This is a genomic window from Kitasatospora sp. NPDC059577 (genome assembly GCF_042735475.1).
Taxonomy (GTDB): domain Bacteria; phylum Actinomycetota; class Actinomycetes; order Streptomycetales; family Streptomycetaceae; genus Kitasatospora.
On the sequence record NZ_JBHWBZ010000058.1, the window covers coordinates 1 to 19,160 of the forward strand.

The 19,160-nt window shown below is 72.5% G+C and carries 18 protein-coding genes and 2 pseudogenes; 11 read left to right on the forward strand and 9 right to left on the reverse strand.

Translation table 11 applies throughout. The features are described from left to right. Window positions 1-108: 108 nt before the first annotated feature. Complete coding sequence (gene ychF / locus ACFV0O_RS32690) at window positions 109-1,182, reverse strand: redox-regulated ATPase YchF (protein WP_380347389.1); 1,074 nt, start codon at window positions 1,180-1,182, stop codon at window positions 109-111. An 84-nt stretch (window positions 1,183-1,266) separates the two neighbouring features. Continuing rightward, complete coding sequence (locus tag ACFV0O_RS32695; protein WP_380347390.1) at window positions 1,267-1,656, reverse strand: VOC family protein; 390 nt, start codon at window positions 1,654-1,656, stop codon at window positions 1,267-1,269. A 140-nt stretch (window positions 1,657-1,796) separates the two neighbouring features. Between ACFV0O_RS32695 and ACFV0O_RS32700 the strand changes: the two genes are divergently transcribed. After that, window positions 1,797-2,528: a DUF6542 domain-containing protein gene (locus ACFV0O_RS32700; RefSeq protein ID WP_380347391.1), complete on the forward strand. Its 732-nt coding sequence runs from the start codon at window positions 1,797-1,799 to the stop codon at window positions 2,526-2,528. Window positions 2,529-2,587: 59 nt separating this feature from the next. Here the strand turns inward: ACFV0O_RS32700 and ppgK are convergent, their stop codons facing one another. After that, entirely contained in the window at window positions 2,588-3,334 is a 747-nt protein-coding gene (ppgK, locus tag ACFV0O_RS32705; protein ID WP_380347392.1) for a polyphosphate--glucose phosphotransferase, read from the reverse strand. Between the two features lie 130 nt (window positions 3,335-3,464). After that, the gene (locus tag ACFV0O_RS32710) at window positions 3,465-4,439 is read right to left on the reverse strand and encodes a 4-hydroxy-3-methylbut-2-enyl diphosphate reductase (protein WP_380347393.1); all 975 of its coding nucleotides are present in this window, start codon (window positions 4,437-4,439) and stop codon (window positions 3,465-3,467) included. Between the two features lie 109 nt (window positions 4,440-4,548). On the opposite strand from ACFV0O_RS32710, the gene ACFV0O_RS32715 reads away from it, so the two are divergent. From ACFV0O_RS32715 to ACFV0O_RS32730, 4 genes are all read left to right on the forward strand, one after another. After that, entirely contained in the window at window positions 4,549-5,904 is a 1,356-nt protein-coding gene (locus tag ACFV0O_RS32715; RefSeq protein ID WP_380347394.1) for an APC family permease, read from the forward strand. A 10-nt stretch (window positions 5,905-5,914) separates the two neighbouring features. Continuing rightward, on the forward strand, window positions 5,915-7,204 hold the full coding sequence (gene xseA / locus ACFV0O_RS32720) for an exodeoxyribonuclease VII large subunit (protein ID WP_380347395.1): 1,290 nt from the start codon (window positions 5,915-5,917) through the stop codon (window positions 7,202-7,204). Between the two features lie 32 nt (window positions 7,205-7,236). After that, window positions 7,237-7,494: an exodeoxyribonuclease VII small subunit gene (locus ACFV0O_RS32725; protein ID WP_380347396.1), complete on the forward strand. Its 258-nt coding sequence runs from the start codon at window positions 7,237-7,239 to the stop codon at window positions 7,492-7,494. A 129-nt stretch (window positions 7,495-7,623) separates the two neighbouring features. Next, entirely contained in the window at window positions 7,624-8,226 is a 603-nt protein-coding gene (locus tag ACFV0O_RS32730) for a malonic semialdehyde reductase (protein ID WP_360260938.1), read from the forward strand. A gap of 104 nt (window positions 8,227-8,330) precedes the next feature. On the opposite strand, the gene ACFV0O_RS32735 is transcribed toward ACFV0O_RS32730, so the two are convergent. After that, on the reverse strand, window positions 8,331-8,846 hold the full coding sequence (locus ACFV0O_RS32735; RefSeq protein WP_380347397.1) for a DUF4245 domain-containing protein: 516 nt from the start codon (window positions 8,844-8,846) through the stop codon (window positions 8,331-8,333). Between the two features lie 236 nt (window positions 8,847-9,082). Here ACFV0O_RS32735 and glpX point away from each other — a divergent pair, with 236 nt between their 5' ends. Beyond that, entirely contained in the window at window positions 9,083-10,123 is a 1,041-nt protein-coding gene (gene glpX, locus ACFV0O_RS32740) for a class II fructose-bisphosphatase (protein ID WP_350631566.1), read from the forward strand. Window positions 10,124-10,267: 144 nt separating this feature from the next. On the opposite strand, the gene ACFV0O_RS32745 is transcribed toward glpX, so the two are convergent. Together ACFV0O_RS32745 and ACFV0O_RS32750 are read right to left on the reverse strand one after the other, a co-directional pair. Next, window positions 10,268-10,699, reverse strand: a complete 432-nt coding sequence (locus tag ACFV0O_RS32745; RefSeq protein ID WP_360260933.1) for a WhiB family transcriptional regulator — start codon at window positions 10,697-10,699, stop codon at window positions 10,268-10,270. A 265-nt stretch (window positions 10,700-10,964) separates the two neighbouring features. Continuing rightward, window positions 10,965-11,714: a DUF1707 domain-containing protein gene (locus tag ACFV0O_RS32750; protein ID WP_380347398.1), complete on the reverse strand. Its 750-nt coding sequence runs from the start codon at window positions 11,712-11,714 to the stop codon at window positions 10,965-10,967. A 148-nt stretch (window positions 11,715-11,862) separates the two neighbouring features. On the opposite strand from ACFV0O_RS32750, the gene ACFV0O_RS32755 reads away from it, so the two are divergent. From ACFV0O_RS32755 to ACFV0O_RS32765, 3 genes and pseudogenes are all read left to right on the forward strand, one after another. Beyond that, window positions 11,863-13,530 (forward strand): fumarate hydratase, encoded by a 1,668-nt coding sequence (locus ACFV0O_RS32755; RefSeq protein ID WP_380347399.1) that lies wholly within the window; start codon window positions 11,863-11,865, stop codon window positions 13,528-13,530. A 130-nt stretch (window positions 13,531-13,660) separates the two neighbouring features. Next, window positions 13,661-13,876, forward strand: a pseudogene (locus ACFV0O_RS32760) (type II toxin-antitoxin system Phd/YefM family antitoxin); the annotation flags it as partial. Window positions 13,877-13,938: 62 nt separating this feature from the next. Beyond that, window positions 13,939-14,191 (forward strand): annotated as a pseudogene (locus ACFV0O_RS32765) (Txe/YoeB family addiction module toxin); the annotation flags it as partial. A gap of 19 nt (window positions 14,192-14,210) precedes the next feature. Here the strand turns inward: ACFV0O_RS32765 and ACFV0O_RS32770 are convergent. Then, entirely contained in the window at window positions 14,211-14,969 is a 759-nt protein-coding gene (locus tag ACFV0O_RS32770) for a GntR family transcriptional regulator (protein WP_380347400.1), read from the reverse strand. A 137-nt stretch (window positions 14,970-15,106) separates the two neighbouring features. Between ACFV0O_RS32770 and ACFV0O_RS32775 the strand changes: the two genes are divergently transcribed. Then, a complete protein-coding gene (locus ACFV0O_RS32775) occupies window positions 15,107-15,310 on the forward strand; it encodes a hypothetical protein (RefSeq protein WP_380347401.1) in 204 nt (67 codons plus the stop codon). Window positions 15,311-15,559: 249 nt separating this feature from the next. Here the strand turns inward: ACFV0O_RS32775 and ACFV0O_RS32780 are convergent, their stop codons facing one another. Beyond that, window positions 15,560-15,832: a hypothetical protein gene (locus ACFV0O_RS32780; protein ID WP_380347402.1), complete on the reverse strand. Its 273-nt coding sequence runs from the start codon at window positions 15,830-15,832 to the stop codon at window positions 15,560-15,562. Window positions 15,833-16,046: 214 nt separating this feature from the next. Between ACFV0O_RS32780 and ACFV0O_RS32785 the strand changes: the two genes are divergently transcribed. Further along, entirely contained in the window at window positions 16,047-19,007 is a 2,961-nt protein-coding gene (locus ACFV0O_RS32785; protein ID WP_380347403.1) for a BTAD domain-containing putative transcriptional regulator, read from the forward strand. Window positions 19,008-19,160: the final 153 nt, after the last annotated feature.

Genomic DNA, 19,160 nt, shown 5'->3' on the forward strand with positions numbered 1-19,160 from the left:
CCTCCCCCCCTCCACGGTGGGCTCACCCCCCGCGAAGGCGGGACCGCCGGGTCCCCGTACGCGTACGGGGACCGGGCGGTCCGGGTCGGGCAGCCTCTTCGCGGGCCGTCAGACGTTGAAGCGGAACTCCACCACGTCGCCGTCCTGCATGACGTACTCCTTGCCCTCGATGCGGGCCTTGCCCTTGGAGCGGGCCTCGGCGATGGAGCCGGTCTCGACCAGGTCGGCGAAGGAGATGACCTCGGCCTTGATGAAGCCCTTCTGGAAGTCGGTGTGGATGACACCGGCGGCCTCGGGGGCGGTGGCGCCCTTCTTGATGGTCCAGGCCCGGGTCTCCTTGGGGCCGGCCGTCAGGTAGGTCTGCAGGCCGAGGGTGTCGAAGCCGACCCGGGCGAGGGTCGCCAGGCCGGGCTCCTCCTGGCCCATCGACTGGAGCAGCTCCAGGGCCTCGGCGTCGTCCAGCTCGATCAGCTCGGACTCGATCTTGGCGTTGAGGAAGATCGCCTCGGCCGGGGCGACCAGCTCGCGCTGCGCGTTCTTGAAGTCCTCGTCGGCCAGCTCGTCCTCGTCCACGTTGAAGACGTAGAGGAAGGGCTTGGCGGTCAGCAGGTGGAGCTCGCGGATCGGGGCGGTGTCGAAGCCGGCCTCGAACAGGGTCTTGCCGGTCTCCAGGATCGCCTGCGCGGCCTCGGCGGCGGCCAGCACGGGGGCGGTGTCCTTCTTGAGGCGCGCCTCCTTCTGCAGCCGCGGCAGGACCTTCTCGATGGTCTGGAGGTCGGCCAGGATCAGCTCGGTGTGGATGGTCTCGATGTCGTCCTTGGGCGACACCTTGCCGTCCACGTGCACCACGTCCGGGTCGGTGAAGGCGCGCACGACCTGGCAGATCGCGTCCGACTCGCGGATGTTGGCGAGGAACTTGTTGCCCAGGCCCTCGCCCTCGCTGGCGCCGCGCACGATGCCCGCGATGTCGACGAAGTCGACGGTCGCCGGGAGGATGCGCTGCGAGCCGAAGATCTCGGCGAGCTTGGCCAGCCGCGCGTCCGGGACGCCGACCACGCCGACGTTCGGCTCGATGGTGGCGAACGGGTAGTTGGCCGCCAGCACGTCGTTCTTGGTCAGGGCGTTGAACAGGGTCGACTTGCCGACGTTCGGCAGACCGACGATTCCGATCGTGAGCGACATGAAGCGCAGTCCCGGGGGCTTGGAGGAGTTGGGTCGGCACCGTACGGGCCGACCCCCAAGTCTACGGGCAGCGCCCGCGCTGCCTCACGCCTCGGTCGCCGCGGCCCGGGGCTCCAGGAACTCCAGCCGGTTGCCCAGCGGGTCGGCGGCGTGGAAGCGACGGCGGCCGGGCACGTTCGTGTCCCAGAGCACCTCGTGGCCGTGCGCGGCAAGGTGGTCGGCCAGCGCGTCCAGTGAGCCGACCTGGATCCCGGGGTGCCCCTTCACGGACGGGCGGAAGTCCGGCACCACGCCCAGGTGCACCTCGACCCCGCCGCCGCGGAACCAGCAGCCGCCGCGGGCGGCCAGCACGGGGGGCTTGGGCAGTTCGGTCATGCCGAGCACCCCGGACCAGAACGCGCGGCACCGGTCCTCGGTGCCGGCCGGGATGTCGAGCTGGACGTGGTCGAGTCGTTCGAACGTGAAACCGGTCATGCGAAGCCCCCGCGTGAAGATCGAATGATCATGATCTGTCGACTCCGCCGAGCAGGTCAGCACACCAGAGCGACGATCACATGACTACGCCGTCCGAAGACACGGGACAAGGCCTGAACGGTCCATTACACAGTGTGGCGATGATCGGACCGTACGTTGGACAGGTGGAGCAGAGCATCCGAACCCAGCCGCCAGGGCCCAGACGCCGTCCGCCGAACCGCGCGGCCGCAGCCGCCGTCCCCGGTCCAGGCCGGGCTCCCGAGTCCGCCCCCGCCTCCCGGCTGCGCCCGGTGGCCGGCCCGTGGGGGGCCGGCCCGCCCCCCGCCCCCCCCCGCCCCCCCGCCGCGCGGGGGGGGGGGGGGGGGCGCGGGGGTGGGGGTGCGGGGCGGGGGGGGGCGGCCCCGCCCGGCCCCGCCCGCCCGCCCCCCCCCGGGTTCCGCCGGCGGGGGGGGGGCCGCGGCGACGACCGGCTGTACGGGCGGCGCCGGACCGGTCGGCCGACCCGGCTGACGGCCATCGGCACCGGCGTGCTCGCCGTCCTGGCCACCCTCGCGGTGGCGGGCCTGGACCGGCTGCTCTTCGACGACCTGGGCTGGCTGTTCGGCCTCGGCTACCTGGTGGTCTGCTTCCAGCTGGCCGTACGCGTCCGCTACGTCGACCTGCTGGCCGCGCCGATCAGCGGGCCGATCGCCTTCGCCGCGGCGCTGCTGTTGCTCGCGCCGGTCGGTTCCTCGGGCGTCACCGCCCAGGTGGTCTCACTGGCGACCGGGCTGGCGCTGCGGGCCGGCTGGCTGTTCTCCGGCACCGGGCTCGCCGCGCTGATCGTGCTCGCCCGCTTCGTCGCCCAGCGCCGGATCCAGCGCTCCCGCTGAGGGCGCTCCGCCGCCGGGCGGGGCGGGCGGCCCTCAGCCCGCCGCCTCAGCCCGCCGCCTCAGCCCGCCGCCTCAGCCGCCGCCATGGCCGCCCCGACGATGCCCGCGTCGTTGCGCAGCTCCGCCGGCACCACCCGCGCCTCGCGGTCCTTCAGCAGCGGCAGGAACCGCTCGTGCTTGCGGCTCACCCCGCCGCCGATCACGACCAGCTGCGGCGAGAACAGCATCTCCACCAGGTCCAGGTACTCGTCGACCCGCCCGGCCCACTGCTCCCAGTTCAGCCCGTGCCGCTCCTTGGCGGCCGAGGAGGCCCGGCGCTCGGCGTCCTTGCCGCGCAGCTCCAGGTGGCCCAGCTCGGTGTTGGGCACCAGCGCGCCGTCCACGAAGAGGGCGCTGCCGATGCCGGTGCCGAAGGTGAGCAGCAGGACGACCCCGGACTGGCCGCGGCCCGCACCGTGCGTCACCTCGGCGAGACCGGCCGCGTCCGCGTCGTTGAGGACGGTCGCGGGCAGGTCCAGCGCCTCGCGGAACAGTCCCTCGGCGTCGATGCCGATCCAGCCCTTGTCGACGTTGGCCGCGGTCCTGGTCCGGCCGCCGACCACCACCCCGGGGAAGGTCAGCCCGACCGGGCCCCGGTGGTCGAACTGCCGGACCACCTCGCACACGGCGGCGACCACGGCCTCGGGCGCGGACGGCTGCGGGGTGAGCACCTTGTGCCGCTCTTCGGCGAGCACGCCCCTGGCGAGGTCGACCGGTGCGCCCTTGATGCCCGAGCCGCCGATGTCCACGCCGAATACCGCCGTCATCACATCCACCCTCCGCCGTCGCCGCGGACCGCTTGTCCACAGCCTGTGAACAACGCTACGAGAGCGCGCACGGGCCCGCACAGCAGAAGACCCGGCACCCCGCGAGGGGGCGCCGGGCCGTCCGGAGGTGTCAGAGCTTGCCCGCGGCCTCGGCCCGCAGGTCGCGGCGCAGTTCCTTGGGCAGCGAGAAGGTCAGGTGCTCCTCGGCGGTCTTGACCGTCTCGACCGTGTCGTAACCGCGCGCGGCCAGGAACTCCAGCACGCCCTCGACCAGGATCTCCGGGACCGAGGCGCCGCTGGTGAGGCCGACGGTGCCGACGCCCTCCAGCCACTCCTCGCGGATCTCCTCGGCGAAGTCCACCAGGTGGGCGGCCTTGGCGCCGTACTCCAGGCCGACCTCGACCAGGCGGACCGAGTTGGAGGAGTTCCTGGAGCCGACCACGATCAGCAGGTCGGTCTCGGGGGCCATCTGCTTGACCGCGACCTGGCGGTTCTGGGTCGCGTAGCAGATGTCGTCGCTGGGCGGGCTGACCAGGGCCGGGAAGCGGTTCTTCAGCTCGCCGACGGTGGCCATCGTCTCGTCCACCGACAGGGTGGTCTGGGACAGCCAGACGACCCGGGACTCGTCCCGGACCTGCACGTTGGCGACGTCCTCGGCACCGTCCACCAGGTGGATCCGGTCCGGGGCCTCGCCCATGGTGCCGATGACCTCCTCGTGGCCCTCGTGGCCCACCAGCAGGATGTCGAAGCCCTCGTCGGCGAAGCGCACGGCCTCCTTGTGCACCTTGGTGACCAGCGGGCAGGTGGCGTCGATGGTGGCGAGCTTGCCGGCCCGTGCCTCGTCGTGGACGGACGGGGCGACGCCGTGCGCGGAGAAGACCACGATCGAGCCCTCGGGCACCTCCTCCGTCTCGTCGACGAAGATCGCGCCCTTCTTCTCCAGGGTCTGCACCACGTACTTGTTGTGGACGATCTGCTTGCGGACGTAGATGGGCGCCCCGTACTGCTCCAGGGCCTTCTCCACGGCGATCACAGCGCGGTCGACACCCGCGCAGTAGCCCCGGGGGGCGGCGAGCAGGACACGGCGCGGCGCGGTGTTGGACATGGCTCCATCGTACGGGCGACGGCGGGCGCCGCCTCCCGCACCGGGGAGCCGCGCCGACGGCGGGCACTTTCCGTCCGGTCCCGGCCACGAGTGTTCAAATCTGGTGTCTATGAGCTCTGTGAGCGGGCAGGCGACGCCGGGCGGCCTGCGCCGCAGCCTGGGCGTCCGCGATCTGATGGTCTACGGACTGCTGTTCATCGCCCCGATGGCCCCGGTCGGCGTGTTCGGCGTGCTGGACGCCAAGAGCCACGGCGCCGTCGCCACCGTCTACCTGGCCGCCACCGCGGCGATGGGCCTCACCGCCTTCTCGTACGCCCAGATGGTGCGCGCGGTGCCGCGGACCGGCTCGGTGTTCGCCTACGCGACGGCGGGGCTGGGCGAGGGGGCGGGGTTCATCGCCGGGTGGATGGCGATGCTCGACTACCTGCTGATCCCCGCGGTGGCCTACCTGTTCTCCGGGATCGCGCTGCACTCGCTGGTGCCGGGCGTCTCGCGCTGGGTGTGGACGGCGGCCGCGGTCGTGGTGACCACCGCGCTCAACCTGATCGGGGTGCGGACGGCGGCGGCGGTCGGCTTCGCGGTACTCGCCATGGAGGTCGCGGTGCTGGCGGTGTTCGTGGCGGCGGCCGTGGTGGCGCTGGTCCAGGACGGCGCCCGGCGCGGCTGGGACACCCCGTTCACGGCCGTCGGCGGCTTCTCGATGACCGCCGTGATCTCGGCGGTGTCCGTCGCGGTGCTGTCCTACCTGGGGTTCGACGCGATCGCGACCTTCGTCGAGGAGGCCGTCGGCGCCTCGGCGGCGGTCGCCCGGGCCGTGCTCTGGTGCCTGGCGCTGGCCGGGGTGCTGTTCGTCGTGCAGACCTACCTCGCGGCGCTGCTGGAGCCGATGGGCCCGCGGCAGCTGGCCGCCGACCCGGTGGCACAGGGTTCGGCCTTCTACGACACCGTGGAGAGCGGGGTCGGGCACTGGCTGCACGTGCTGGTGGCGGCCAGCAAGGCGATCGGCGCGGCCTTCGCGGCCCTGGCCGGCCAGGCGGCGGCCGGGCGGCTGGTCTTCGCGATGGCCCGGGAGGGGCGGCTGCCGCGCCGGCTCGACTCGGTCGACCCGGGCAGCGCGGTGCCGCGCCGGGCGCTGCTGGCGGCCGCGGTGGTCACCATGGCGGCGGCCGTCTGGGCGGCGAGCCGGGACGACGGGCTGGACCGGCTGACCTCGGTGGTGAACGTGGGCGCGCTGACCGCCTTCGCGCTGCTGCACGCCTCGGTGATCGGCTGGTACACGGTGCGGCACGGCTCCCCCGACCGGCTGCGGCACGTGGTCGTCCCCGCCCTGGGGATCGCGGTGATCGCCGCGGTGGTCTACGAGGCCGCGCCCACCGCGCAGCTGGTCGGGCTGGTCTGGCTGGCGGCCGGCCTGGTGGTGCTCGGCGTCCAGGGTTCCCCGGGATCTGTCGGCGGACGCCGCTAGCCTCGTACGCATGGCCAACACCAGCTCCCCCGAAGCCCCGCTCCCGGTCGGCAAGGTCTCCGCGCTGATCGGCGGCTGGATCGACCGGCTCGGCGCGGTGTGGGTGGAGGGGCAGATCACCCAGCTCAGCCGCCGGCCCGGGGCGGGCGTGGTGTTCCTGACCCTGCGCGACCCGCAGGCGGACGTGTCGCTCACGGTGACCTGCTTCCGCTCGGTGTTCGACCAGGTCGCGGACGTCGTGCAGGAGGGCGCGCGGGTCGTCGTGCACGCCAAGCCGGAGTGGTACGCGGCGCGCGGGCAGCTGTCGCTGCGCGCCTCGGAGATCCGGCCGGTGGGGCTGGGCGAGTTGCTGGCCCGCCTGGAGCAGCTGAAGCGGCGGCTCGCCGGGGAGGGCCTGTTCGCGGCCGAACGCAAGAAGCCGCTGCCGTTCCTGCCGCAGTGCGTCGGGCTGGTCACCGGGCGCGGCTCGGCGGCCGAGCGGGACGTGCTGGAGAACGCCCGCCGGCGCTGGCCGGCCGTGCGCTTCGAGGTGCGCAACGTCCCGGTGCAGGGCGTCAGCGCGGTGGAGCGGGTGAGCGCGGCGGTGCGGGAGCTGGACGAGCACCCCGAGGTGGACGTGATCGTCGTGGCCCGCGGCGGCGGCAGCGTCGAGGACCTGCTGCCGTTCTCGGACGAGGGACTGGTGCGGCTGGTCGCGGCCGCCCGTACGCCGGTGGTCAGCGCGATCGGGCACGAGCCGGACCAGCCGCTGCTGGACTTCGTGGCGGACCTGCGCGCCTCCACTCCGACCGATGCCGCCAAACGGGTGGTTCCGGACGTCGGCGAGGAGCTGGCGAAGGTCCGCCAGCTGCGCGACCGGGCCCGCCGGCACGTGCTGGCCCGGGTCGAGCGCGAGCAGCACGGGCTGGACGGGCTGCGCAGCCGCCCGTCGATGGCCGCGCCGCACCGGATGCTGGACGGCCGCGGCCAGGAGGTGGAGGGCCTGCTGGAGCGGGCCCGGCGCACCCTGCGGCACCGGCTGGACCACGCGCAGAGCGACCTCGGGCACACCCTGGCCCGGGTGGTCGCGCTCTCCCCGGCGGCCACCCTGGAGCGCGGCTACGCGGTGCTCCAGCGGACGGACGGCACGGTGGTGACCGACCCGGCGCAGGTCACACCCGGGGAGGGGCTGCACGCCCGGGTGGCGGGCGGCGGCTTCGACGTCACGGCGGCCGGTGCGTCCACGGTCGGTGACGCCGCCGCCGGTGACACAGGGGCCGGTGACGCCGCCGCCGGTGACACCGCCGCCGACGGGGACTGACGCTGTCGGCCCCACCCCCTACGCTGGCACGCATGGCAGAGCAGCAGGAGCAGCAGGACGCGGCGGCACCCAACCCGGACGACGCGCTGGGCTACGAGCACGCCCGGGACGCGCTGCTGGAGGTCGTCCGGCAGCTGGAGAACGGCGGGACGTCGCTGGAGGAGTCGCTGGCCCTGTGGGAGCGCGGCGAGCAGCTGGCCAAGGTGTGCCAGCGCTGGCTGGACGGCGCCCGGGCCCGGCTGGACGCCGCGCTGGCCGCCGAGGAGGGCGGGGCCGCGGGCGACCGGTGAGGCCGCCGGGCGAATGTGAGGCGAGTCACAGCGGCCCGGGGAATCGTTGAACGTTCACCCATGTTGGAGGAAGTGATCGGCCCCGGCCGGTCATACCGACGAACCCCCTCCCGCATGAGGTGCAGAAGCATGACCACCGACGCCCTGGTACTCGACGCCGCCGCTCAGGACCTCCTGTTCCGCGAGGCCCGCACCGCGAACACCTTCACCGACGAGCCGGTCTCCGAGGAGCAGGTCCAGGCCATCTACAACCTGGTCAAGTTCGGCCCGACCGCCTTCAACCAGCAGCCGCTGCGCGTCGTCCTGGTCCGCTCGGCCGAGGGCCGCGAGCGCCTCGTCCAGCACATGGCGGACGGCAACAAGGCCAAGACCGCCGCCGCCCCGCTGGTCGCCATCCTGGCCGCGGACAACGAGTTCCACGAGGAGCTGCCGACCCAGCTCCCGCACTTCCCGCAGGCGAAGGACATGTTCTTCTCGGAGCGCAGCGTCCGCGAGCAGTCCGCCACGCTGAACGGCGCCCTGCAGGCCGCCTACTTCATCATCGGCGTGCGCGCCGCCGGCCTGGCCGCCGGCCCGATGACCGGCTACGACGCCGACGGCATCAACAAGGAGTTCTTCGGCGACGGCGAGCACTCGGTGCTGGCCGTGGTCAACATCGGCAAGCCGGGCGACGACGCCTGGTTCCCGCGTTCGCCGCGCCTGGCCTACGACGAGGTCGTCACCACCGTCTGACGTCCGACGGCTGACGGCTGACGTCCGACGTCCGACGCGCCCGCGCGAAAGGGCCCCGCACCGGTTCGTCCGGTGCGGGGCCCTTCGGCGTGCTGCGGCCGGCGCTACTTGAGTGCCTGCGCCAGCTCGGCCAGCTCCTCGTAGGAGGCGGTGCCGGTGAGCACGGCGGTCCCGGTGCCGGTCTGCGCGGTCAGCGCGCGGGCCTTGCCGCCCTGGACCCGGTCCCAGGTGCGGCCGGCCACGTCGGAGGCGCCGTCCGGCTTGCCGCCCGCGACCTTGTCGGCGAGCAGCGAGTCGCGCGGCGCGTCGCTCTGCTCGACCGCCGCGTACTGGCCGGACGGCGTCACGAAGCCCAGGTGCCAGGCGTTGCCCTTGCCGTTGCTCTGGTCGGCCGACCGGTAGCTGACCGAGGTGGCCCGCCACTTGTCGGACAGCCCGTCCGGGGAGAGCAGCGGGTACGGCGCGGCACGCTTGGCACTGGCCGCGGCCGCCTTGTACTCGACCACGTGCACCGGGTCGCTGTTGGCGTCGTGCGGGAGGAACAGGTACCCGATCCAGACGACGAAACCGACCGCCAGCATCGACAGGACCATGTCCCGTACGGTCTGGCGACCCCTCATGCCCTTGCTCTCTGCAGCCACCCCCACATGGTGACTCATGCACATGCGGACCCGGCCACCCGGGGTGTCCACGAACGGGTGAACCGGGACGAACCGGTGGTTTCGGCCACCGCACGGCGACCCGCGCCACAGACAGTCATCTCGTGGGCAGATACGATCGCATCACCCTCACCACGGCGTTCGACCTGGCAGTAGTCGGGCGCTCACTGGCCGTCGCGTACAGAGAGGTAACGACGATGACCACGCAGTACCCGCACCACCTTCCCAGTGCCCTGGAGGTCGCGCCCGAGGCTCCGGACCGGAACCTCGCGCTCGAACTCGTCCGGGTCACCGAGGCGGCAGCGATGGCGGCCGGCCGGTGGGTCGGACGTGGCGACAAGAACGGCGCGGACGGTGCAGCCGTGAAGGCGATGCGCACCCTCGTCTCGACCGTCTCGATGAACGGCGTCGTCGTCATCGGCGAGGGCGAGAAGGACGAAGCCCCGATGCTCTACAACGGCGAACGGGTCGGCGACGGCACCGGCGCCGAGTGCGACGTCGCGGTGGACCCGGTGGACGGCACCACCCTCACCGCCAAGGGCATGAACAACGCCGTGGCCGTGCTGGCCGTGGCCGACCGCGGCACCATGTTCGACCCCAGCGCCGTGTTCTACATGGACAAGCTGGTGGCCGGCCCGGAAGCCGCCGAGTTCGTCGACATCACCGCCCCGGCCGCCGTCAACATCCGCCGGGTCGCCAAGGCGAAGGGCAGCGCCGTCGAGGACGTCACCGTCGTCGTCCTGGACCGCCCGCGCCACGACGGCCTGGTCCGGGAGATCCGCGAGGCGGGCGCCCGGATCAAGTTCATCTCCGACGGCGACGTGGCCGGCGCCATCATGGCCGCCCGCGAAGGCACCGGCGTCGACCTGCTGATGGGCGTCGGCGGCACCCCGGAGGGCATCATCGCGGCCTGTGCGATGAAGTGCATGGGCGGCGTGATCCAGGGCCGCCTGTGGCCCAAGGACGACGCCGAGCGGCAGAAGGCCCTGGACGCCGGCCACGACCTGGACCGGGTGCTCACCACCGACGACCTGGTCAGCGGCGAGAACGTGTTCTTCGTCGCCACCGGCATCACCGACGGCGAGCTGCTGCGCGGCGTGCACTACCGCTCGGAGACCGCCACCACCAGCTCGCTGGTCATGCGCTCCAAGAGCGGCACGATCCGTGAGATCCACTCCACCCACAAGCTCTCGAAGCTGCGGGCCTACAGCGCGATCGACTTCGACCGCGCGAACTGACACCGGGCCCGGCGACCGGCTGACGGCTCGCCCCGGAGACAGCAGGCAGCGGCCCCGGCGGAATCCCCCGCCGCCGGGGCCGCGGCACGTCCGGCCCCGGGGCCGCGGCCCGCGGAACCCGGACCCCGGGTCTTCGGCCCGCCGTCACCCGGCTATCCGGCTCCGCGCGGGCGCCGTCACCCGGGCCGCCTCGCGCAGCTCCGCGTCCCGGCGGCGGCGCCGGGCCAGCACCACCCGCCGCTCGGCGGCCGTCAGCCCGCCCCAGACCCCGTACGGCTCCGGCTGGGCCAGCGCGTGCTCACGGCACTCCAGCAGCACCGGGCAGCGGGCACAGACCTGCTTGGCCTGCTCCTCCCGGGACAGCCGGGCCGCCGTCGGCTCCTTGGAGGGAGCGAAGAACAGCCCCACCTCGTCCCGCCGGCACGCCGCACCGGTGTGCCAGGGGTCGTCCTCGCCCGCGGCGCCGCCCGCCGGGCCGCCCGGGGGCTGCGGCTGCGGGCGGACGTCGCGGCGGTGTTCCAGCAGCTGCGCGGCGGCGACTGGCGAGGTGGTGCGGGACTCGATCGGATGCAGCACGGCCGTACTCCTGACGAGGCTCTCGGACACGGGGAACCCCGCTCCCCTGCCCGGCTGCGAGCCCCCGCTGTCCAACCCTCCGGAACGGCCGCTGGGCCGCCTCCGGTGCGCAGCCGTACAAGAAGCGATGTGCGGAAGGAACTACCCCGCCCGACCGCGATTCATGCACACTGCACGCAATCGACTACGGAGTGCACCCGGCCGCAACGTCGAGCGCCCGACCGGGAGTTGATCCACGGCCGGGCGCCACAAAGGCCAACCGGGTTCACTCTGCGCCGAGTTGGCGGCGCGCCCACTCCTTGAGCTTCTTGCCCCGGCGCGGCTTGGCGGTGCAACCACCGAACATCGCAAGGCCCTTGACCCGGACAACCGGAGCGTACGGGTCCGCCGCGGTCTGCTCGCGGACGTCGAATCCGCCGAACAGGCCGACCCCGCCGCCCTGCAGGCTGACGTTCTCCGGCACCCGGACCTCGACCCCGCCGAACATCGCCACGACCACGATCTCCACCTCGGGAGACTCGAAGACGGCGTCGCTCAGGTCGATCTCCACCCCGCCGAACGCGGCGAAGGCCTTCAGGTGCGACCCCACCCGCCAGCGGCCCTTGCGGGACGCGCCGCCGAAGATCGCCACCACTGCGGGCGACTCCTGGCGCGCGGGCGGCTGGGGCGTCGCGGCCGCCGAACCCAGCGGCTGCTTCTCGAAGGACAGCGGCCGGGCCGGCAGGTCCCTGGTCAGCGGCACCAGGTCACCGAAGGTCTTGGCGGCGTACGCGGCCTCGATGCGCTCCGCGTGCTCGTCCGCGTCCAAGCGCCCCTCGGCGTAGGCGTCCCGCAGCAGTTCCGCGACCTTCTCGCGGTCCGCGTCCGAGACGCGTATCTCGGCGTCCGCCGCTGGCTGGTGCACCGGCTGCGGCGCGGCCCCGGGCTTCGCCCCCGGCTCCGGTTCGGACTTGGTCATCGGTACGGGCGCCGGCACCGGCTGCCCCGGATCGTCGTGCGACGGCGAGTTGTCCACGGGGTCCACCCTAGTCGCTCGCACTGCTGCCCGAGTGAGCCCCGTCACGCAAGGCCGACCTGTCCGCGTGCCGACCACGACCGGGTCCTACCCTGGATGGTGCTTCGCCGACGCAGCCGGACCAACTGGACACCTAAGGACCGCCCCGATGGCTCCCACGCCAGACTTCGAGTACAGCGACCTGCTCCCCCTGGGCGCTGACCCGACCCCGTACCGCAAGCTCACCTCCGAAGGTGTCTCCACCTTCGAGGCGGGCGGTCGCACCTTCCTCCAGGTCGAGCCCGAGGCGCTGCGGCTGCTGACGGCCGAGGCGATGCACGACATCTCGCACTACCTGCGCCCCGCCCACCTCGCCCAGCTGCGCCGCATCCTGGACGACCCGGAGGCCAGCCCCAACGACCGCTTCGTCGCGCTCGACCTGCTGAAGAACGTCAACATCTCGGCCGGCGGCATCCTCCCGATGTGCCAGGACACCGGCACCGCGATCGTCATGGGCAAGCGCGGCCAGAACGTGCTCACCCCCGGCGCGGACGAGTCCGCCATCGCGCGCGGCGTGTACGACGCGTACACCAAGCTCAACCTGCGCTACTCCCAGATGGCCCCGGTGACCACCTGGGACGAGAAGAACACCGGCAACAACCTGCCGGCCCAGATCGAGCTGTACGCCACCGAGGGTGACGCGTACAAGTTCCTCTTCATGGCCAAGGGCGGCGGCTCCGCCAACAAGTCGTACCTGTACCAGGAGACCAAGGCCATCCTGAACGAGGCGAGCATGCTCTCGTTCCTGGAGCAGAAGATCCGCTCCCTCGGCACCGCGGCCTGCCCCCCGTACCACCTGGCCATCGTGATCGGCGGCACCAGCGCCGAGTTCGCGCTGAAGACCGCCAAGTACGCCTCGGCGCACTACCTGGACAACCTGCCCACCTCGGGCAACGCCAGGACCGGCCACGGCTTCCGCGACCTGGAGCTGGAGCAGAAGGTCACCGAGCTGACCCAGAAGATCGGCATCGGCGCCCAGTTCGGCGGCAAGTACTTCTGCCACGACGTGCGCGTGGTGCGCCTGCCCCGCCACGGCGCCTCGCTGCCGGTCGCCATGGCCGTCTCGTGCTCCGCCGACCGCCAGGCCCTGGGCAAGATCACCGCCGAGGGCGTCTTCCTGGAGCAGCTGGAGACCGACCCGGCGAAGTACCTGCCGGACACCACCGACGAGCACCTCGACGACGACGTGGTGCGCGTCGACCTCGACCAGCCGATGTCCGCGATCCGCGCCGAACTCTCCAAGTACCCGGTGAAGACCCGCCTCTCGCTCACCGGCACCCTGGTCGTCGCGCGCGACATCGCCCACGCCAAGATCAAGGAGCGCCTGGACGCCGGCGAGGGCATGCCCAAGTACCTGCAGGACCACCCGGTCTACTACGCGGGCCCGGCCAAGACCCCCGAGGGCTACGCCTCCGGCTCCTTCGGCCCCACCACGGCCGGCCGGATGGACTCCTACGTCGACCAGTTCCAGGCGGCCGGCGGCTCGATGGTCATGCTCGCCAAGGGCAACCGCAGCAAGCAGGTCACCGACGCCTGCGCCGCGCACGGCGGCTTCTACCTGGGCTCCATCGGCGGCCCGGCGGCCCGCCTCGCCCAGGACTGCATCAAGAAGGTCGAGGTGCTGGAGTACGCCGAGCTCGGCATGGAGGCCGTCTGGCGCATCGAGGTCGAGGACTTCCCGGCGTTCATCGTGGTGGACGACAAGGGCAACGACTTCTTCCGCGAGACCACCGAGGGCCCGCTGATCACCAACCTGCGGGTGCGCTCCAAGGAGTAGTCCCGCACCCCCTCTCTCACCGCCCCGGCCGCCCTGCGGCCGGGGCGGTTCCTTCGCGGCACCCGGTACGGAATTCCCTTACGCAGTAACGTCGTTCGGACGGGTTCGGTACGCACATGGAGGCACGTCGATGGCGATCAGCGCAAGCGAGGCCCGCACCCAGCTCTTCCCGTTGATCAAGAAAGTCAATGACGACCACGCCCCGGTAGGAATCACCTCGAAGAGCGGCCACGCCGTCCTCATGTCCGCCGAGGACTACGACTCCTGGCAGGAAACGATCTACCTCCTGCGCTCCCCCGCCAACGCCCAGCGACTCATGGAGGCCGTCGCCCGCGACAGGGCGGGACATCCGGGTGTCACCAGGACCATGGAGGAACTCGAAGCCCTGGCGAGTGAGGTGCGAGGAGCGTCCACTTCGACCCGGACGCCTGGGAGGACTTCCTCTTCCGGCTCGGGTCGAAACCGGACGACGGCCCAGCGGATCGCCCGTCTGGTGGGTGAGATCCAGCGTGATCCGTCCAACGGGATCGGGAAGCCGGAGCCCCTGAAGGGCGATCCGGCCGGCTACCGGTCACGCCGGATCGACGACGAGCACCGGCTGGTGTACCGGGCGGACGAGAAGGAGGTGAAGGTCCTCAAGGCCCGCTACCACTACCAGTAGCGATCACGTCCCGTCGGGGTCAGGCGTCGAAGTCGTACTCCAGGACGTACGAGGCGGCGTCCAGGATCATCTCGTTGAGCTCGACCACCTGGCCCTCGTCGGCGAAGGCGGTGCGGCAGATCAGGATCACCGGGGTGCCGGCGGACAGTTCCAGGCGGGTGGACTCCTCCCCGCTGGGCATCCGGGAGCGGACCTCCTCGCGGAAGTGCACGGGCTTGGCGCCGATCTCGGCCAGCCGGGCGTAGGTGCCGCCCGGGCCGGTGTCCTCGCGGGTGATGGCGGTGCCGGCGACCAGGACCGCGGGCAGGTAGGAGGTCGAGAGCAGCACCGGCTTGCCGTCCAGGACGAAGCGGCGGTGCCGCACGCACATCGGGGCCCCCGGGTCCGCCCCGAGCACCCGGGCCACGTGTTCGGGCGCGCCCTGCTCGGTGACGGACACCTGGTCGACCACCAGGCTGCGGTTGTCGATGTCCGCCGACCATATCGACCGGCCGGACCCCCACTGCCCCTGCGCCAGCCGCTGGATGCCGCGCCGGCGCAGCGGCCGGAAGTCCCGCACGAACACCCCGGCGCCGCGGCGCGCCTCGGCGATGCCCTCGCTCTGCAGCACGCCCAGCGCCTGGCGGGCGGTCATCCGGGCCACGCCGTACTCGTCCATGAGGTCGTTCTCGCCGGGGAGGCGGTCACCGGCGCGGTACCGGCCGGTGTCGATGGCCGCCTTCAGCGCCTCGGCGATCCGCTGGTACTTGGGCTGCTTGTCGCCATTGCTGCCGGTCATCGCCGCTCCCTCTGCCTCGGACAAATCGTAGGCGCGCCCGCGGCCGCCGGTAAGGAGATACGACCGTTGACATCTCTAGAGATTTTAGCTTCTCTAGAGATGCTGGCCAGTCGCCTACCAGAGCGAGGAGCAGCACGGTGAGCACTCGACAGCACGACGCCCGGGCCTACCGGCCCCAGGTGGGCGAACTCGTCCTCGACCGCAGGACCGGACGCACCGGCATCTACATGGGCACCACCGGAGGCGAGCACTACCTGCGCCCCGAGGGCGGCGGCCGGGAATGGACCACCGAACCGAACCACGTCTCACCCGTTCCCGGGCCCCACGAATCGGCTGAATGAGTTCGGCCTCGGCAATTCGGCGAAATCCACGCGAACACCTACATTCCGGACCCTGCTATCCCCCGGTGAATCCGAAATTCCGGAACTCCCCGCGCACGCCGCCGGGCACGTTACGGATATCACCGGTCACCATGCGTGCACCGGGAGCAGGAATCGGCCACCGGCGCACCGGCACACGAACTGGCGTGCACATAACCGGGAGCGCCCCCGCGCCCGAACGGGGGCACGGGGGCACTCGGACGGCGCGACTTACGGGTGGCCGCCCACGACGCTCTCCGGCACGTACTTCTTGCCCGGCTCGCCGGTGGCCGGGGTGGTGGGCTCCACCACGTGGTCGGCCTCGCCACCGAAGAGGTCACCCTCGATCTCGGTCTTCTGCGCGTCGGACGGAGCGGCGTACTCCGGGTCCGAGGACGCGGTCACCGCGCCCTCGACCGCCTCCGCAGCCGCGGCCGGGGTCTCGGTCTTCGCCGCGTTCTCGGGCGCCGACGCCACCGGGGTCTCGCTCTGGTCGTTGGCCATGGGGCGGCCGCCTTTCGGTCATCAAATGTGTTCTGCCCGACCTCCGTGGCGCGGGCGCGCGGACAGTATCGTAGGGTTGATTAAATGTCCGATAAACATCGTGTGGCTTGCGCTGCCGTCCGGCAGAGTCGGGCGTCCGCCTAAGCTGAAGCACCGCGGCGGACCGCCGAGCGCCCATTCACGGAATCGACACGACAGGCCATCGGGGGACTTCATGGAGTTTCGGGAGACGCCGCAGACCTCTGCGCTGCGCTTCCAAGTCCTCGGTCCGGTCCAGGCCTGGCTCGACGGCAAACCCCTCTCCCTCGGCTCCCCCCAGCAGCAGGCCGTCCTGACCACCCTTCTGCTGCATTCCGGACGCCCGGTCACCACGCAGGACCTGGTCGACGCGCTCTGGGGTGAACGCCCCCCGACCCAGGCGGTGGCCGCACTCCGCACCTACGTGTCCCGCCTGCGCTCCGTCATCGAGCCGCGGCGGGAGGTGCGCCGGCCCGCCGAGCTGCTGGTCTCGGTCGCCGACGGCTACGCCCTGCGCATCCCGGGCGAGTCCCTCGACCTGGCCGTCTTCGAACGGCTCTCCGCCGAGGCCGCGGCCGCCCGGACCGCCGGAGACAAGCGCGAGGCGCACCGGCTGCTGGCGCAGGCGCTGGACCTGTTCAGCGGCCGTCCGCTCACCGGTATCCCCGGCCCCTACGCAGACGCCCAGCGACTGCGGCTGGCCGAACGCCAGGCCGCCGCAGCCGAGGAACTGTGCGCCGCCGCCCTCGACGTCGGCCTGCACGCCGAGATCGTCGGGGAGCTCAACAGCCTGACGGCCGAGCACCCGCTGCGCGAGCGCCTGCGCGAACTGCTGATGCTGGCGCTGTACCGCTGCGGACGCCAGGCGGAGGCGCTCGGCGTCTACTCCGACACCCGCAAGCTGCTGATCGAGGAACTCGGGGTCGAACCCGGCGCCGGCCTGTCCGCGATGCACAACCGCATCCTGGCGGCCGACCCCGCGCTCGCGCTGCCGGTCGTCGCCGCCCCCGCCGGTCGAGAGGACGGCCCGGCCGCACCTCCGGCTCCGGCCCAACTCCCGGCGGACGTATCGGACTTCAGTGGCCGCACCGAACTCGTGAGTGACCTCTCGACGGTCCTGATGAACGCCAGCGGCCAGGCCGTGGTGGTCACCTCGCTGGCCGGTATCGGGGGCGTCGGGAAGACCACTCTTGCCGTCCACGTCGCCCACCGCGTCCGGGCGGAGTTCCCGGACGGTCAGCTCTACGTCGACCTGCGCGGGGCCGGCGCCTCGCCGGCCGACCCGGTCGTCGTCCTGGGCGACTTCCTGCACGCGCTCGGCGTGACCGACAACCCGGACTCGCTCGAACAGCGCGCCGCCCTCTACCGCTCGCTGCTCGCCGGCCGACGGATGCTCATCCTGCTCGACAACGCGCGCGACGCCGAGCAGATCCGGCCGCTCGTCCCCGGCGTCTCCGGCTGCGCGGTGCTCGCCACCAGCCGGTCCCGGCTGGCGGGCATCCCGGGCGCGCAGCTGTTCGACGTCGAGGAGCTGACCCCGGCCGAGGCGCTGGCGCTGTTCTCGGCCATCGTCGGCGAGCAGCGGGTCGCCGCCGAGCCGGAGGCCGCCATGCAGGTGGTCACCGCCTGCGGCTTCCTGCCGCTGGCCGTCCGCATCGCCGCCGCCCGGCTGGCCAGCCGCCCACGCTGGAGCGTCTCCGACCTGGCCACCCGGTTAGCCGACCAGCGCCGGCGGCTGGACGAACTCCAGCTCGGCAACCTCGCCGTGGAGACCACCATCGGCCTCGGCTACGGGCAGCTGTCCGTGGACGAGGCCCGCGCCTTTCGGCTCCTCGCCCTGATCGACTCCCCCGACATCCCGCTGGCGGCCGCCGCAGCGCTGCTCGGCGTGGACGAGTACACCGCCGAGGACCTCGCCGAGGCACTGGTCGAGGCGAACATGCTGGAGTGCTTCACCCCCGGCCGCTACCGCTACCACGACCTGCTCCGGCTCTACGCCCAGCGGCAGAACGAGCGGATCGGGGACGCCGGGGAGCAGGAGAGCGCGGTCCAACGGCTGCTCCACCTGCTGATCCCGACCGTGCGCAACGCGGCCCAGGTCATCGAGCCGGACGATCCACTGCCCGAGCTGCTGACCACCCTCACCTCGCCGGGACTCGACCTGCCGACGAGCCAGGCCGCACAGGACTGGCTCGGTACCGAGGGTTCGCTGCTGCTCAGCGCGGTCGAAGCCGCCGCCAGTGGCCCCGGCACCCTGCAGCGTGCAGCCGTCGACCTGTTGAACTACCTGTTCAGCATCGATCCGGACCCGACCCGTGGCCCGCGTGCGCGTCGAATCCTGGAGGCCATCGGCGAGGACGCGCAACGTCGCGACGACTCGGCAGGGATCGCCCGGGTGTACTTCGCCCTCGGCACCCTGCAGTCCGTCACCAGCGACTTCCAAGGGTCTGAGCAGTCCTTCCGCCGGAGCCTGGAACACCAGCTGCCGGACGAGCCGACCGTCATGTTCCTCGCCACGGCCAACATGCTGGGCGTGATCCTGAGCGTGGGGAACCGCCCCGCCGAGGCCCTGCCGTTCCTGGAGCAGGCGCGGGCCACCAGCCAAGCCGTCGGCGCGCCGATCCTGGAGGCGCGGGTCGTCAGCAACATGGCCAGGGTGCAGCACCGCCTCGGCATGACCGAGACGGCGATCCGCTCCGCCGAGGACGGCGTCTCCGCCGCGCGGACGTCCAAGAACGGTCCGCTGCTCGCCCAGACCCTGTACCAGCTGGGCGTGGTGCTGTCCGGCATCGAAGCCGTCCCCCACCTGCGCGAGGCGCACCGGCTCTACCGGTCCCAGCGGAACCCGCTCTGGGAGGGCTACACCCTGGCCCGACTGGCCTCCGCCCTGCTCGTCTCCGAGCAGTACACCGAGGCCGCCGAGGCGGCCGGCGAGTCGCTGGCCATCGGGCAGGAGATGGGCTCCGCCTTCTGCCAGGGCCTGGCCAACGCCGCGCTGGGCGAGGCGTTGCTGGCCCTCGCCCAGCCCGCACGCGGACTCGCGTGCCTCCAGGAGGCACACGCGATCTTCACGCGGCTCGGTGTGCCGGAGGCCTCCCCCGTGGCGGACCTCATCGCTCAGCAGCACACCGAGCCCTTCTCTCCCCCCGCGCCGTGAGGCCTCCGTTCCCCCTCGGAGGACCTCCCCCGTTCCGCGCGTCGGGGGGGGGGGGGGCGGGGGGCCGGCCGCCCCCGCCCCCCCCGGCCCCCCCCCCCCCCGCCCCCGGCGGGGCGCCCCCCCCCCCCCCGCCGCGGCCGGGCACAGACGCGC